The organism is Pseudoflavonifractor sp. An187 (genome assembly GCF_002160275.1).
GTDB lineage: Bacteria > Bacillota > Clostridia > Oscillospirales > Oscillospiraceae > Enterenecus > Enterenecus faecium.
In genome coordinates this window covers 1-15,303 of the sequence record NZ_NFKG01000022.1, presented here as the reverse complement: position 1 = coordinate 15,303, position 15,303 = coordinate 1, and the positions used below count along the sequence as shown (strand labels likewise).

General features: G+C 62.3%; 11 protein-coding genes. 3 read left to right on the top strand and 8 right to left on the bottom strand.

The features are described 5' to 3' along the window. Positions 1-203 precede the first annotated feature (203 nt). On the top strand, positions 204-5,174 hold the full coding sequence (locus tag B5F22_RS12785) for a family 43 glycosylhydrolase (protein ID WP_158096675.1): 4,971 nt from the start codon (positions 204-206) through the stop codon (positions 5,172-5,174). 79 nt (positions 5,175-5,253) lie between these two features. Here B5F22_RS12785 and B5F22_RS09130 read toward each other — a convergent pair whose 3' ends face one another. From B5F22_RS09130 to B5F22_RS09105, 6 genes are all read right to left on the bottom strand, one after another. Further along, positions 5,254-5,622 (bottom strand): sulfite exporter TauE/SafE family protein, encoded by a 369-nt coding sequence (locus B5F22_RS09130; protein WP_087234181.1) that lies wholly within the window; start codon positions 5,620-5,622, stop codon positions 5,254-5,256. Next, the gene (locus B5F22_RS09125) at positions 5,619-5,978 is read right to left on the bottom strand and encodes a sulfite exporter TauE/SafE family protein (RefSeq protein ID WP_087234179.1); all 360 of its coding nucleotides are present in this window, start codon (positions 5,976-5,978) and stop codon (positions 5,619-5,621) included. The genes B5F22_RS09130 and B5F22_RS09125 overlap by 4 nt, the downstream gene beginning before the upstream one ends. 120 nt (positions 5,979-6,098) lie before the next feature. Next, positions 6,099-6,527 (bottom strand): CBS domain-containing protein, encoded by a 429-nt coding sequence (locus B5F22_RS09120; RefSeq protein ID WP_087234177.1) that lies wholly within the window; start codon positions 6,525-6,527, stop codon positions 6,099-6,101. An 805-nt stretch (positions 6,528-7,332) separates the two neighbouring features. After that, positions 7,333-7,884, bottom strand: coding sequence for a chromate transporter (locus B5F22_RS09115; RefSeq protein WP_087392326.1), 552 nt, complete (start codon positions 7,882-7,884; stop codon positions 7,333-7,335). Next, positions 7,881-8,489, bottom strand: a complete 609-nt coding sequence (locus B5F22_RS09110; protein ID WP_087392325.1) for a chromate transporter — start codon at positions 8,487-8,489, stop codon at positions 7,881-7,883. The genes B5F22_RS09115 and B5F22_RS09110 overlap by 4 nt, the downstream gene beginning before the upstream one ends. After that, a complete protein-coding gene (locus B5F22_RS09105) occupies positions 8,471-10,396 on the bottom strand; it encodes an NAD(+) synthase (protein WP_087392324.1) in 1,926 nt (641 codons plus the stop codon). Before B5F22_RS09105 ends, B5F22_RS09110 begins: the two co-directional genes overlap by 19 nt. 127 nt (positions 10,397-10,523) lie before the next feature. Here B5F22_RS09105 and B5F22_RS09100 point away from each other — a divergent pair, with 127 nt between their 5' ends. Beyond that, positions 10,524-11,684, top strand: coding sequence for a stage II sporulation protein P (locus tag B5F22_RS09100; protein ID WP_158096674.1), 1,161 nt, complete (start codon positions 10,524-10,526; stop codon positions 11,682-11,684). A gap of 670 nt (positions 11,685-12,354) precedes the next feature. Here the strand turns inward: B5F22_RS09100 and B5F22_RS09095 are convergent. After that, positions 12,355-12,681 carry an AzlD domain-containing protein gene (locus tag B5F22_RS09095; RefSeq protein WP_087392322.1) on the bottom strand — a complete coding sequence of 109 codons (327 nt, stop codon included), beginning with the start codon at positions 12,679-12,681 and terminating at the stop codon, positions 12,355-12,357. Further along, positions 12,678-13,379 (bottom strand): AzlC family ABC transporter permease, encoded by a 702-nt coding sequence (locus tag B5F22_RS09090; RefSeq protein ID WP_087392321.1) that lies wholly within the window; start codon positions 13,377-13,379, stop codon positions 12,678-12,680. Before B5F22_RS09090 ends, B5F22_RS09095 begins: the two co-directional genes overlap by 4 nt. 426 nt (positions 13,380-13,805) lie before the next feature. Here B5F22_RS09090 and B5F22_RS09085 point away from each other — a divergent pair. Beyond that, a partial coding sequence (locus tag B5F22_RS09085; RefSeq protein WP_158096673.1) for a family 43 glycosylhydrolase occupies positions 13,806-15,303 on the top strand: 1,498 nt, incomplete at its 3' end.

Here is a 15,303-nt window from a genome sequence, read left to right as displayed (position 1 = left end):
AGTGTATAATTTTGCTTTTTGATAATTTGTATTGTTATTTGTTCCAATTTTGCCCGAATTTTTGCAATAAAATTGACAGGTATGTCCAAATCGTCTAAAATTGTACGTACATGACAGTCCGCCCCTCTCCCCTTCCCCTGGTCAGAGTCCACAGGGGATGGCCGGGGTGCCACGGATGGAACGACATGAAGGAGGAATTGCAGATGAAGAAACCCATTCGAGTCGCCGCTGCTGCCCTGGGCCTTGTGCTGGGGGCAAACGTGTACGCCAGCGCAGCGGGCCCCTCGATGCTCCAGGCCAGCACAGACCCCTCATCCACCGCCCGCTCTGTCTCGGACAGCCTTGTGTTCTCCGAGGACTTTGAGGGCAGCCCCGCACTTTCCCTCCACGGCTCCGCCTCCGTCCAGAACGGGACTCTGGTTTTGGACGGCTCCAACGGCGGCTATGCCCAGCTGGACGAGACCAGCTTCTTCAACGACCAGACCGGGTTCACCGTCTCCTTTGACGTGCAGACCCAGACCGCCAGCGGCAACTTCTTTACCTTTGCCCTGGGCCAGGACAACATCAAGTACCTGTTTCTCCGCACCCGCAGCTCGGAGTTCTACGTGGGCCTGACCCAGAACTCCTGGAACAACGAGTCCGGCGTGGTCACCACCCTGGACGGCCTGAACCAGTGGAAGAACGTCACCATCGCCCTGTCTGAGGACACCCTGAGTCTGTACATTGACGGCGTGCTGGTGGACGAAAACGACAACCTCAACGCCACCTTGGAGGATCTGGGGGACAATCCCCTGCTCTACTTCGGCAAGTCCTTCTATGAGCCTGACAGCTACTTCAAGGGCGCCTATGACAACATCCAGATCTATGACCGGGCCCTGAGCCAGCTGGAGATCGCCGACCTCAACGGCGTGACTCTAGACAACCTGGTCAACGGTGTCTCGGCGGGCGTGATGCCCACGGGCAGCGAGCGGGGCCTGGACGAGCACACCACCGTCAGCTCCACCCTGGAAGACGACGTGCTCACCAGCCAGCTGAAAAAGTACACCTATGATGTGGAGACCAACACCATGTCCCCCACCGACCTGACGGCGGTGCCCGTGACCTTTGACCTGGTGGACGACGCCGTGTCCATCACCGTGGACGGCCAGAGCTTCACCAACGGGGACACCCTGGACCTGACCCAGGACGTGGAGGCCACCCTCACCTACAACGACAGCACCCAAACCATTACCATCAAGACCCCCGAGCTGGTGACCAACTCGGTGCTGCCCGGCCAGTTTGCCGACCCCGACATTGACAAGTTTGGGGATAAGTACTGGATCTTCCCCACCACCGACGGCTACAGCGGCTGGAGCGGCACCCAGTTCTACGCCTTCTCCTCCGACTCCCTGTCCGGCCCCTGGCAGTGTGAGGGCATGATTCTGGAGACCAACTCCGATGTCACCGAGACCCAGACCAACACCGTCCACGACTATGAGGTGCCCGTGAGTGAGTGGTCCTACGGCAGCGCCTGGGCCCCCTCCATTGAGGAAAAGGACGGCCAATACTACTTCTACTATTGCGCCAAGAAGTCCAACGGCGAGTCCGCCATCGGCGTGGCGGTGGCCGACGATCCCGCCGGACCCTACACCCCCGCCAGCGAGCCTCTCATCAGCATGGACATGTGCCGCTCCGCCGGCATCTCCATGGGCCAGGCCATTGACCCCTCGGTGCTCACCGATGACGATGGCACCTCCTACCTGTACTTCGGCAACGGCGACGCCGCCGTGGTGCAGTTGGGCGAGGACATGATGAGCGTGGTGCCCGGCACCCTGCAAAACCTCCGGGAGACCGACGGCAGCGGCCTGACCGGCTTCCGGGAGTCCGTCACCGTGGAGAAGGTGGGGGATCTGTACCACTTCCTCTGGTCCCAGGACGACACCGGCAGCCCCAACTACTGCGTGCAGTACGGCGTGTCCACCAGCCCCCTGGGCCCTGTGCAGTACAAGTACCTGCTCATGGACAAGGATGAGGCCGGCGGCATGCTGGGCACCGCCCACCAGTCCACCCTGCTGGACGACGACGGCCGGGTGTATCTGGCCTACCACCGCTTCTACACCCCCCTGAACACCTATACCTCCGGCCTGGGCTATCACCGGGAGACCTGCGTGCAGGAGATCGGCTTTGACAGCTACGGCTACATGCTGCCCATGGAGCCCACCATGGAGGGCACCGACGCCGAGCCTCTGCCCCAGCCCACCCAGCCCGACTACTCCGGCAATCTGGAGGAGACCGACGGCATCCTGGCCCTCACCGGCAACACCACCCTGGTGGATGACGGCAACGGCGGGTCCATGCTCCACCTGACCACCGGCTGGAACAACACCGGCGTGGGTCAGGCCCAGATCAACGGCATTCGGGACCTGCTGTCCGCCGGCTCCTTCTCCCTGGTGCTGGATGTCAACCAGGACTATGTGGGCAAGAGCGGCGGCGGGGACGACATGATCGTCCAGTACGACCGCAAGTATGTCTTTACCGTGGGCACCGCCTCCCAGTACTTCGGGGTGCGTATGTTCGACTCTATGGGCGAGAACGGCGCCCTCACCGTGAAGAACAACGGCGAGGCCCAGACCATCCCCTTCCACGGCCTGGGCGTGCTGGATGCCTGGGAGAGCTTGGCCATCCGCTACACCGAGACCGACACCACCGGCGTGGTCAGCGTGTACGCCAACGGCGTGGAGCTACTGGTTCCCACCCAGTTGGGCTTTAAGCTCTCTGAGCTGGACGCCTTCTCCTCCAACGCCTATCTGGGCCGCTGCTACGACACCAACTACATCTTCTCCGGCTACCTGGACCAGATCAACTTGGGCCTGGGTGAGGACACCCTCACCGCTGAGGACGCCCAGGCGGTCACCGCCCAGCGGGCCATCGCCCGGGACGCCGCCGCCCTGTCCATCCCCAACCTGGACCGGGTCAAGGGCAACATCACCCTGCCCACCACGGGTGAGGCTGGGTCCACCATCACCTGGACCTCCAGCAACCCTGACGTGATCACCGACAAGGACATGGACGGCAAGGCCGCTGGTGTGGTCACCCGCCCCGCCGCCGGTGCGTCCGCCGTGTCCGTGACCCTCACCGCTGTGGTGTCCAACCCCGCCACCGACGAGACCGTCACCCGCACCTTTATCGCCACCGTGCTGCCTGTGGACGGCACTCTGGACACCGACTACACCGGGGACTACCTGTGGACCTACTTCCAGGCCTCCGGCGGCTACGAGAAGATCTTCCTGGGCACCAGTGAGGACGGCCTGAACTGGACCTCTCTCAACGACAACCAGCCCATCCTGGCCAACCTGGCCAGCGACCTGGGTGTCCGTGACCCCCACCTCATCCGCTCCGCCGAGGGCGACCGATACTGGATTCTGGGCACCGACCTCCACGCCGAGGGCGGCGGAGCCGGCGGCTCCGGCTGGAACCAGCGCAACGCCAGCCAGAGCATTGTGGTCTGGGAGTCCGAGGATCTGGTGCACTGGAGCGAGGGCGCCATTGTCCACTCCGGCTTCGACTTTGCCGGGTGCGTGTGGGCCCCCGAGGCCATCTACGACGAGGCCACCGGCCAGTACCTCATCTACTGGTCCGCCCGTGACCAGCGGGAATATGGCACCAACGACTGGGCCCTGCGGGTGTACGTGTGCACCACCCGGGACTTCCGCACCTTCTCCGAGCCCGTGGTGTGGCTGGACGAGGATGACAACGGCAGCGCCGAGGTGAACATCATCGACTCCTCCATCGTCTACAACGAGGCCGACGGCTACTACTACCGCTTCTCCACCTCCGACTGGAACACCGTGGTGGACCGCTGCAAGACCCTCTCCCTGGAGATGAACGACTGGGAGCGCATCATCGCCCGTGGCCAGCACACCCAGTTCGGCATCACCGACGGCATGGAAGGCATCACCTGCTACCAGCTGCCCGACGGCACCTGGTGCGTCATGGGTGACAATGGCGGCTACCGCGCCTTCGTCACCGAGGACTTCCAGAGCTACACCAAGGTCAGCTCTTCCTTCTCCCCCGCCTCCTTCCGCCACGGCACCGTCATCCGCCTGTCTGAGGCCGAGACCGCCCGTCTCCAGGCCGCCTACGGCGAGGATGGCAGCGTGGGTGAGGCTTATGACATCACCGTCACCGGCGGCTGGGCCAATGTGGGCTCTGCCGAGGCCGGGGACACCGTGACCATCACCGTCAACCAGCTCTCCGACAACCAGACCTTCACTGGCTGGGTGGGCGAGGGCGTGGAGTTTGCCGACGCCACCGCTACCACCACCACCTTCGTCATGCCCGACCACGACGTGACCATCACCGCCCAGGTGGAGACCGAGACCCCCGCCGTGGACAAGAGCCTGCTGCAAGAGACCTATGAGAAGGCCCTGAGCTACGACACCAGCAACCTCATCCCCATGGTGGCCGAGTTCTACCAGAAGGCTCTGGACCAGGCCAAGGCGGTGCTGGACGACCCCAACGCCACCACCGATGAAGTGTGGGGTGCCTGGGACGACCTGGTGCTGGCCATCCAGCTGCTGGACTTCACCAAGGCAGACAAGGATATGCTGGAGCTGCTTCTGGACCGGGCCCAGACCATGGTGGACAACGCCGACAAGTATGTGGCTGACCACTGGCAGGAGCTGGTGGACGCTCAGGCCAACGCCCAGGAGGTCTATGACGACCCCAACGCCCTGGGCTCCGACGTGCAGCCCGTGGCAGACGCCCTGCTGGACGCCATTCTGGCTCAGCGCTTCAAGGCAGACAAGTCCATCCTGGACGACCTGGTGGGTAAGGCCGAGGGCATGGACCTCAGCGGCTACACCGCCGAGTCCGTGGCCGTGTTCCGCTCCGCCCTGGCCGAGGCTCAGGCCGTACTGGCTGACAACTCCCTGAGCGAGGATGACCAGGCCACCGTGGACAACGCCGTGGCCGCTCTGAGCGCCGCCATGGACGGCCTCACCGCCGGTGGCGAGACCCAGCCCACCGATCAGCCCCAGACTTCCCAGAAGCCTGAGGCCACCGACCAGCCGGAGAACGTGCCCCAGACCGGGGACCACAGCCAGGTACTGCTGTACGTGGCAGCTCTGGGCGGCGCTGCGGCCCTGATGGCCGGTATGGCTGCTGCAAAGCGCAAGGAACGCCAGGGTAAGTAATCGCTTCCCCTGTCCTCCATACACACACAAACCAAACCGGGACGAGCCCGGCGGCTGATGGCCGCCGGGCTTGTCCTTTCTATGTCTTCTCGTTGGGCTTCCGGGCAAACACCTCTTTGATGCCCACATACAGCATGAGCAATCCGAACAGGCGGCGCAGCAGTCCCACGTCCAGCTGCCCCGCCACCGCCCCGGCGGCGATGGCGGCGGGAATGCCCAGTACCAGGCACCACACCACCCCCTGCCACTCCACCCGCCCTCTTCTGGCGTGGGACACCAGGGCGGGGGCGGCACAGGCCAGAAAGTACATCAGGTTGACGCCCCCCGCCTGGTACTGCTCCAACCCTGCCACGGCGGTGAGGTAGAGCACCAGCAGGGTGCCGCCCCCCACGCCGCAGCCGCTGAGTACCCCGGTGGCCGCTCCCACCAAAAAGTCCAGTAGGTTCACAGCAGCAACACCGCCTTCACGCCCCCATACACCAGCAGGGCCCCAAAGCCCCGGCGCAGCCAGAGCACCGGAATTTTGTCAAACACCCGACCCGCCAGCACGCCGCCTACCAGCCCCCCGGCCAGATAAGGCAGCGCCACGGCAACGTCTACCCCGCCCTTTCTGACGTAGCTGATGAGTGCCGCCACACACAGGGGCAGCACCACCGCCACCGAGGTGGCAAAGGCTTTCCGCTGCTCCAGCCCCACCCAGCCCACAAACAAGGGAACCAGAAACAGCCCGCCTCCGGCCCCGAAAAAACCGTTGGCCACCCCGGCCAGCAGCCCAATGATGATGTATTTGCTCCGCTCCTTCACGCCATCACCCCCGGACTAGTGTTCCCTGCCAAACCCATTTCATGCAAAACGACAGAGGTGCATAAGAACGTCCGGCTGTTCTCCTGCACCTCTGTGGTTGTATGCTCCAATTCCGTGTCTCTATACCCGCTGCAACTCCAGCTTTTGGTCCACATAATTTTTACCCACCGCACCCAGCAGATTGCGCCGGGTGACGATGCCGCACAGGGCGTTGCGGTCGTCCACCACGGGGACAAAGTTCTGCTCCATAGCCAGGTCCATCACCTCTTGGAAGGTGGCCCGGATGCTCACGGCGGGGCAGAAATCACTGCGCATAATGTCTCGGATTTTGGTCTGTTCCAGCTTCTTTTTGTCGGTGGAGTTCACCGCCAGAATGTGGCGGAGAAAATCTCCCTCGGTGACACAGCCCACATATCCCCCTTGCCCGTCCAGCACAGGAATGGCGGTGTAGCTGTTGTGACACATGGTTTCCAAGCCCTGCCGCACCGTGTTGTCCTGGTGCAGTACCATGGTACAGGCCTTGGGGATCATAATTTTCGCAATGTTCATGTGATGTTTCCTCATCTCACGGGGTGATGGTATGGATGCCGGACCGCTCCACAGCCTGGAGCGGTGTCCATGATTATGATAGCATAGCTTTCTTGCTTTGGAAAGGGGCTGTCCCGGATGAAAAAAATTTTTCCTCTCTTCCTCCTGACAACTGAGTTAGCCATTGCTATCTTAATGAGTTAGCCAAATGCAACTCTAAGAAACATCAGGAGGAACGGTCCATGAATTTGACCCATGCGCATTGCACTTACTGGCAATCCCAACAGTGGAAAAACCACCATCATAAGTGAAAAAGAGTCAAACAGAGATGGTGCAACCATTGGAGCATCATCTCTGTTTTTCTTGCGATAACCTGTCAGTTCCCCAAAAACAGCTCGCCAATGACTTCCTTGTGCAAGGGGTTGACCGTCTAACCACCCAAGGTTCCGGCTTGCCAGCCTGGTGGGGACGCTCCCCGCTGGGGGTGCCTTTTGGGCGGGCAAAAGGCACCAAAACCCGCTTAGGGCGTTCCCCCCTAAGGACCTCCCTGGGGTACGAGGCTGGGCCTGCGTCAAGTCTGTATTCGGCCCGTCACCCTTGCTGTGGCCCCTGTTTGTGCCACCACACTAGGCCACCCTGGGCAGCTGGCCCTATGGCCGGGTGGTTTCCACCTCCGGGCCTACCCTGGAGCAGCGGCGTTCCCGCCGCCGAACGTCCGGCTTTCGATGATTGCCAGACTCAAAGCCTCCCCCAGGGAGGGAGCCATACCCCTTAGATAAAACAGGGTCTGCTGCGAAGTTCAACTTTGCAACAGACCCTGTTTGTATTACATCTGAAACATCACGCCCACCACCGCAGAAAAGGCGATGAACACAATGGGGTGTAGCTTCTTGGCGGGAGTGTAGCGCATGAGCACGAACACCAGGGCCGCCAGGGCCACGCCCATCCAGTGCACCCCCAGGGGGCTGCCCTCTTTGGCCAGGGCAATCACCGCCACTTCCAGCAGAGCCACGGTAATCAGGGCCACCGAAGCCGCCCGCAGGCCGTAGAAAATGGCGTTCACCACCCGGGACTGGCGGAACTGCTTCAAAATCCGGGCGATGAGGAGAATTACCAGAATGGAGGGGGTCACCAGGCCCAGGGTGGACACAATGCTACCCAGCAGTCCGGCGGTGTGGAAGCCCACGTAGGTGGACATGTTCACCCCCAGGGGGCCAGGGGTAGACTCGGAGATGGCGATCATGTCCGCCAGCTGCCCCGAGGTAAACCAGCCCGTGCGCTGGCCCAGGTCGGTGAGGAAGGGGATGGTGGCCAGGCCGCCGCCCACGGAGAACAGGCCCACCTTGAAAAATTCGAAGAAGAGGCGCAGGTAGATCATGCCTTCTCCCCTCCCTTCTTACCGTAGATGGCCAGCCCCACCAGGCCGGACACCACCACCAGGAACACCGGGGAGCACAGAGCCCCCAGCACCTGGCCCAGGGCCCCGCCGGGCATGGGGGCCCACACCCCCACAGCGCCCGCAAGGAGCACCACCACATAGATGAGCCGGGTTTTCCAGTCCACCAGAGAGGTGTTCAGCAGCTTCAACACGCTGGACAAAATGAGGGCCACCACACCCGCTCGCACCCCGTTGAAGGCGTGAACCACCACGTCCAGGTGCATAAAGTTACTCAAAAAGGCGGCGATGGCCATGATAATCACCAGGCAGGGGAACACCACCCCCAGGGTAGCCACAACGCCGCCCAGCCAGCCCATCCGGTTATAGCCCACAAAGGTGGCGGTGTTCACGGCGATGACGCCGGGGGTACACTGGCCTACAGCGTAGTAGTCCGCCAGTTCCTCCTCGGTGGCCCAGCCTTTGTTGTCCACCAGCTCCCGCTGCAGGATGGGGAGCATGGCGTAGCCGCCGCCGAAGGTGCACACCCCGATTTTGGCAAAGGTAAAGAAGAGGCTCACGTATGGTTTCACGCCAGGTCCTCCCATTCCTCCAGCCACAGGCGGGCCACCGCGTCACTGGGCATCCGCCAGTCTCCCCGGGGGGAGAGGGTGACCGAGCCCACCTTGGGCCCGTCGGGCAGACAGGAGCGCTTGAACTGCTGGGCGAAGAAGCGGCGGTAGAAGTTGCCCAGCCAGCGGTGGAGGGTGGCCTTGTCATAGCGGTCGCCCAGGGCGTACACCGCCAGACGGAACACCTTCCGGGGGGAGAAGCCCCAGCGGATGGCGTAGTAGAGGAAGAAGTCGTGGAGCTCGTAGGGGCCCACCAGGTCCTCGGTCTTCTGGGCAATCTCCCCGTCCTTGGGGGGGAGCAGCTCGGGGGAGACGGGGGTGTCCAGAATGTCCTGGAGCACCTCGCCCAGCTTGCCCCCCTCCTCCCGGGCCACGTAGTCCACCAGATGGCGCACCAGGGTCTTGGGAATGGAGGCGTTGACGGCGTACATGGACATGTGGTCCCCGTTGTAGGTGGCCCAGCCCAGGGCCAGCTCGGACAGGTCCCCGGTGCCGATGACCAGGCCGCCGGTGCGGTTGGCAATGTCCATGAGCACCTGGGTGCGCTCCCGGGCCTGTCCGTTTTCAAAGGTGACGGAGTGGTCCTCCATGGACTGGCCAATGTCGGCAAAGTGCTGGCGCACGGCGTCCCCGATGTTCACTTCCTGGAATCCGGTGCCCAGTTCTCCGGCCAAAATCTCCGCATTGGACCGGGTACGGGCGGTGGTGCCAAAGCAGGGCATGGTGATGGCCAGAATATCCCGCTTAGCCCGGCCCAGCAGGTCGAAAGCCCGGGCGGTGATTAAGAGCGCCAGGGTGGAGTCCAGGCCACCGGACAGCCCCACCACGGCGGTGGCGGCATGGGTGTGCTCCAGCCGCTTGGCAAGGCCTAAGGCCGCCAGGGTCAAAATCTCCTGGCACCGCTCGGCCCGTCCCGCCTCATCCTGGGGCACAAAGGGGGTGGGAGAGATGGGCCGGGTGAGGCGGGTCTCGGACAGGATGAAGCGCACCTCCGCCCACCCCTCGGGGTGGCGGCTGTGGAAGGTGGTCAGCCGCTGCCGCTCGTGGCACAGCCGGCCAATGTCCAGCTGGGAGATGGTCAGCCCGGTTCCGAAGCGGCGCTCGGCCAGCAGAGTGCCGTTTTCCGCAATTAGGTTGTGCCCGGAGAACACCAGGTCGGTGGTGGACTCCCCTTCCCCGGCGTCGGCATACACGTAGCCGCAGCACAGCCGCCCGGACTGGCCCACCACCAGGTTGCGGCGGTAGCTGCTCTTGCCCACAATCTCGTTGCTGGCGGACAGATTCAAAATCACTGTGGCCCCGTACTCGGCCAGGGTACGGGAGGGCGGGTCGGACACCCACAAATCCTCGCACAGCTCCACGCCGATGCGCAGGCCGGGCACATCGGGGCACTCCATGAGGGGAGAGGCCCCGTACAACTCCTGCCAGCCCTCCTCCAGGTGGGGCAGGCGCACCAAAAAGCTGTGGTCAAAGAACAGCCCCTCTCCCGAGGCAAACCACCGCTGTTCGTAGAACTCCCCATAGTTGGGGATGTGGGTCTTGGGCACCACCGTCACCACCTGGCCGTACTGGATGACCACGGCGCAGTTGTACAGCTTGCCCCCCGCCCGCAGGGGCATACCCAGGGCGCAGAGCACCTCCAGGTGCTGGGTGGCCTGCATCACGCTGCGCAGAGCCTCCAGGGCTCCGTCCAGCAGGGTATCCTGCAAAAACAGGTCGCCGCAGGTGTAACCGGTGAGGCACAGCTCAGGCAGGACGAGAATTTTAACCCCCTGCTCCTGGGCCTCCTCCATCAGGCGGACAATTTCCGCCCCGTTGTGGGCGCAGTCGGCCACCCGGATGGAGGGGGTGCCCGCCGCCACGCATATCAAGCCGTCTTTCATGGGAAAACAGCCTCCTTCTTCACAATACATCGGGAAATATCATATCCTAAATTGGCAGCAATTGCAACCGCTCCCCGGCGGTTCTATCCCCCCGCTCCTCGGCATAGGTTGTGGAGAGGTGAATGCTATGCAAAAGAACAGGACAAGTGCCCCCCTGCTGCGCGGCGTCCGGCAGGGCATCGCCCTCTTCCTGACAGCTTTGGCCCTGTGGATCGTCTATCTCACCGCCGACCCCGCGGTGGCCCTTGAAAAACTCAAACAGCTGGCCCAACTGGACCAGCTCACCGCCGCTCTTGTGAATTTGGAACTGCCCTGGGACACCCAGCCCTCCACACCCCTGTGGCAGCAGGTGATTCTGGGCCAGTCCTCCCTGCTGGCCGGGGCCGCTCAGGCCACCCCAGCCCCAGTGGCCACCGAAGCGCCCCAGCCCACCGCCACTCCACAGCCGGAAGCGGAGGAACAGGAGGAGACGCCCGAGGAGCCTCCGGCCCAGACCACCACCGCCCCGGACGGCATCATTCCCAGCACCCTGAAAGCCACCGACTCCCCGGTGTATGCCACCTATGACACCGTGAGCATCCGCAACTACACCGACTACACCCTGGACGTCAAAGCCCTGTTGGAGGCCGCCCCCAAGCTCACTCCGGCTCAGGAGGGCCCGGATATTCTCATCTATCATTCCCACGCCACCGAGGCCTATACCATGGACGGCACCGATATGTATGAGGAGAGCGACAGTTATCGTACCCTGAATACCGAGCAGAACATGGTGCGGGTGGGCACCGAGATGACCAAGATTTTGGAGGCGGCGGGACTGGAGGTCATCCACGACACCACCCTCTACGACTACCCCGATTACAACGACGCCTACAACCGCTCCTCCCAGGCGGTGAAGGAGACGTTGGACAAATACCCCTCCATCCGCCTGGTCATTGACGTGCACCGGGACGCCCTGGTGGCCAATGACGGCACCATCTATAAGACGGTGGCGGGCACGGTGGAGAACTGCGCCCAGGTGATGATGGTCATGGGCACCGACTCCCTGGGCCAGACTCACCCCAACTGGCGGGTCAACCTGTCCCTGGCCACCTCCATCCAGAAGGCCCTAACGGACAAGTGGTCCACCCTGGCCCGGCCCATCGCCCTGCGCACCTCCCGGTTCAACCAGCACTACTCCACCGGGTGCCTGCTGGTGGAGATCGGCAGCCACGGCAACACCCTCCAGGAGGCTATCACCGCCGGGCGGCTGTTTGCCCGTACCATAGCAGATCTATTTCAAAAGGAATAGCCTGAAAAAGGTGGAAGTAGTCTGAAACAGGCCACTTCCACCTTCTCTTTTCTCTTTTCAAGCCCTCTGGCTTGGTGGGGACGCTTCCCGCTGGGGGTTTCTTTTGAGCGGGCAAAAGAAACCAAAACCCGCTTAGGGCGTTCCCCCCTAAGGACCTCCCTGGGGTACGAGGCTGGGCCTGCGTCAAGGCTATATTCGGCCCGTCACCTTTGCTGTGGCTCCTGTCACTGCCACCACACCAAGCCACCTTGGGCAGCTGGCCCTATCATCAGGTGGTTTCCACGTCCGGGCCTACCCTGGAGAAGCGGCGTTCCCGCCGCCGGGAGCCAGGCCCCCGTTAGCTGGAAACAGCGGCACACCAGGGAAAGGCCCTGGCGGTAGAAGGACGCAGGAACAGAGAAGGAAATACAAACCATAGAACGGCAAGCCATCTATGTGACCCCACCGGGCCAAGGGCTGAAAAGAGAAAGACGCAGGGACACCCAGTACCGCGGGGTGGATTTCACAAGGCGGGGGAAGGCCCCGCCTTTGGTGGGTCTTTGGTGACTTTCTGCCCAGTCAGAAAGTTACCCCAGCGGAGCGTCCCCGGCTGGGGCGCTGGTCTCCGCCTGACAAATCGGAGAAGGACAGGCCCTGCCCGTCACCGCCTTCACCGTGCCACAGAGACAGATTAAAATATGACCTGTACCAGCACCATATAGAAAATGGTCCCCCCCATGATGGAGAGCATATTGTTGCGCTTCCACAAGTGAAGTCCCACCACGGCGGCGCAGGCCAACAGTGCGGGCAGCCACTGGTCTGTGGAGGTAAAGCGCACCCCCTTCAGACAGTACACAATGAGCATGGCAATGACCCCGGCGGGGAGGTATTTGCCCAGATAGAGCACCACTTTGGGGGGCTTTCCTCCCCGGTCAAAGAGGAAAAAGGGCAGGGCCCGGGTGAGAAAGGTCACCACTGCCATCACCGCAATGGCGGCAGCCGTTTGGGCGATACTCACGCTCTCTCCTCCTCTCTCTCCAAATAGGGGCGCAGCAGCAACAGCCCCGCCACCAAAATGCCCAGGGCGGGGATGAGAAACTGGCCATTCTCCGCCCCCAACGCCAACAGGCACACCAGAGTGCCCCCCGCTCCCAAAAACACCGGCAGGTGCCGGGAGGCAGACTGCCACTGCTCCACGGCGATGACCAGGAAGAGGGCGGTCATGGCAAAGTCAATGCCCTGGGTGTTGATGGTGATGAGGGCCCCCGCCACCGCCCCGATCACCGACCCGGCAATCCAATACAACTGGTCCAGCAGGGCAATGGCAAAGTAGAAGTCCCGGGGCTCCACCCCCTCCGGCGCCTCCACCCCCGCCAGCAGGGCATAGGTCTCGTCGGTGAGGGAAAACATCATGTACCACTTCCGTGCCCCCATGCCCCGGAATTTCTCCAGCATGGACAGGCCGTACACCAGGTGTCGGAAATTGATGATGAGGGTCAGCAGGGCCACGTCCGCCAGGGGAGCCGCCGTGGACAGCAGACTCACCCCCAGATACTGGCCGCTTCCGGCGTAAATGGTCATGGACATCAGGGCCGACCACACAGGCACATACCCCGCCGCCGACATCATCCACCCAAAGACGATGCCAATGGACAGATAGCCCATGAGCACCGGCACCGTGTAGGGAAAGGCGGCGGCGATGGTCTTCCGATTCATGTCAGGTCACTTCCTTGCACTTCTCTTTTGTACGCTATTATACGAAAGTATTCAGCGTTTGGCAAGGGCCGTTCCACTCCCGTACAAATTACCCGGATTTCTCCCCTCTCAACGGGGCAATCACCAGGTCAAATTGAGAATTTATCCGGAAAAAGCACCCCGAACCACCACAAAAATAGCATTCGAATATCTGGATATTTTGCAGATACTCCTTGAATGACCGGGTGATAGCCATGAAAATTTTATATTTTACTTACTTTTGTTCAATTTGTGTTGTTAAGAAGGGAGAAAATACGTTATCTTCGTCCATATCGTTGATGTCCGTATAACTGTATGCTAAGATTTTCCTGACAAAGGGGTTTGCAGCGCCCTGCGGACCCAGACAGCTGGTACGCTGTCAGAAACAAACGAGAAGGAGGACAAACCATGAGAAACACGTTTCTAAAACGAGCAGTGGGAGTTGCGCTGGCTCTGACCATGACCCTCAGCGCCATTCCCCTCTCACCCCGGGCTGTGGCAGCTTCGGACAGCGGGAATGAGACCTTTACCAATCCCGTGATGTATGCCGACGTCCCGGATGTGGACGTCATCCGGGTGGATGACGCCTACTACATGGTGAGCACCACCATGCACCTCTCCCCCGGCTGCCCCGTGATGAAATCCACGGACCTGGTCAACTGGGAGACGGTGAGCTACACCTACGACATTCTGGATGACGGCGACAAGTTCGCCCTGCGCAACGGGGAGAGCGACTACGGCAACGGCTCCTGGGCCGCCAGCATCCGCCACTACAACGGCAAGTATTACGTATCCTTTGCCAGCCTGTCCACCGGGAAGACCTACATCTTCTCCACCACCGACGTGGAAAACGGCACCTGGCATCGGTCTGAGTTCAACGGCTACCTCCACGACGTGTCCCTGCTCACCACCCAGGACGACGGCATGTACGTGGTCTACGGCAGCGGCACCGCCCGGTGCCGCCCCGTCTACGAGGACGAGAATGGGGACATCACCCTGGGCGACGAGGTGACCCTCATTGAATACACCGGCCTGGACAACGACGGCAATCCGGTCAACGGTCCTGTGTCCTATATCTCCGAGGGCATCCACGCCTATGAGATCGGGGACTACTACTACCTGTTTATGATTCAGTGGCCCACCGGCGGACGCCGACAGGAAGTCTGCTGGAGAGCCTCCTCCCTGGACGGCCCCTGGGAGAGCCGCAAGGTCTTCGACTCCGGTCTGGAGTTTGACGGCCAGATGGACAACGCCGGCGTGGCCCAGGGCGGCATCGTGCAGGCCGCCGACGGCTCCTGGTACGCCATGCTCTTCCAGGACCACAGCTCTGTGGGCCGCATCCCAGTGCTGGTACCTGTGACCTGGGAGGACGGCTGGCCCGTGTTCGGCGATGAAAACGGACAGGCCCCCGTGGAGATGGACCTCCCCGGCACCTACACCGGCGAGAAGGACATAGTGGTGTCTGACGAGTTCTACAACGGCCAGCCCCACTCCTTCGCCGCCGACAACAGCAGCGTGTCCACCGCTGCGGACACCGCCCCCCAGAACGCGGCAGCGGTAGAGGCCCAGCCCACCGCCGACCAAGAGGCCGAGCGGATGGAGCTCATCGTCAACGGCAGCTTTGAGGACGGCACCGAGAACTGGGCCACCCAGCAGACCGCCACCCTCACCCCCGTGGACGAGGACGGCAACACCGTGCTGCTGGTGTCCGACCGCACCAACACCACCTCCGGCCCCAAGCAGGTCCTCACCGGACAGCTGAGCCAGGGTCAGAAGGTCCAGGTCAGCGCCAAGGTTAAGTACAACGACGGCCCCGCCTCCAAGACCTTCAACTTCTGCATCCAGTGCGGCGACTGGCGCGGCATTGACGTGGTGGGCTCGGTCACCGCCCAAAAGGGCCAGTGGG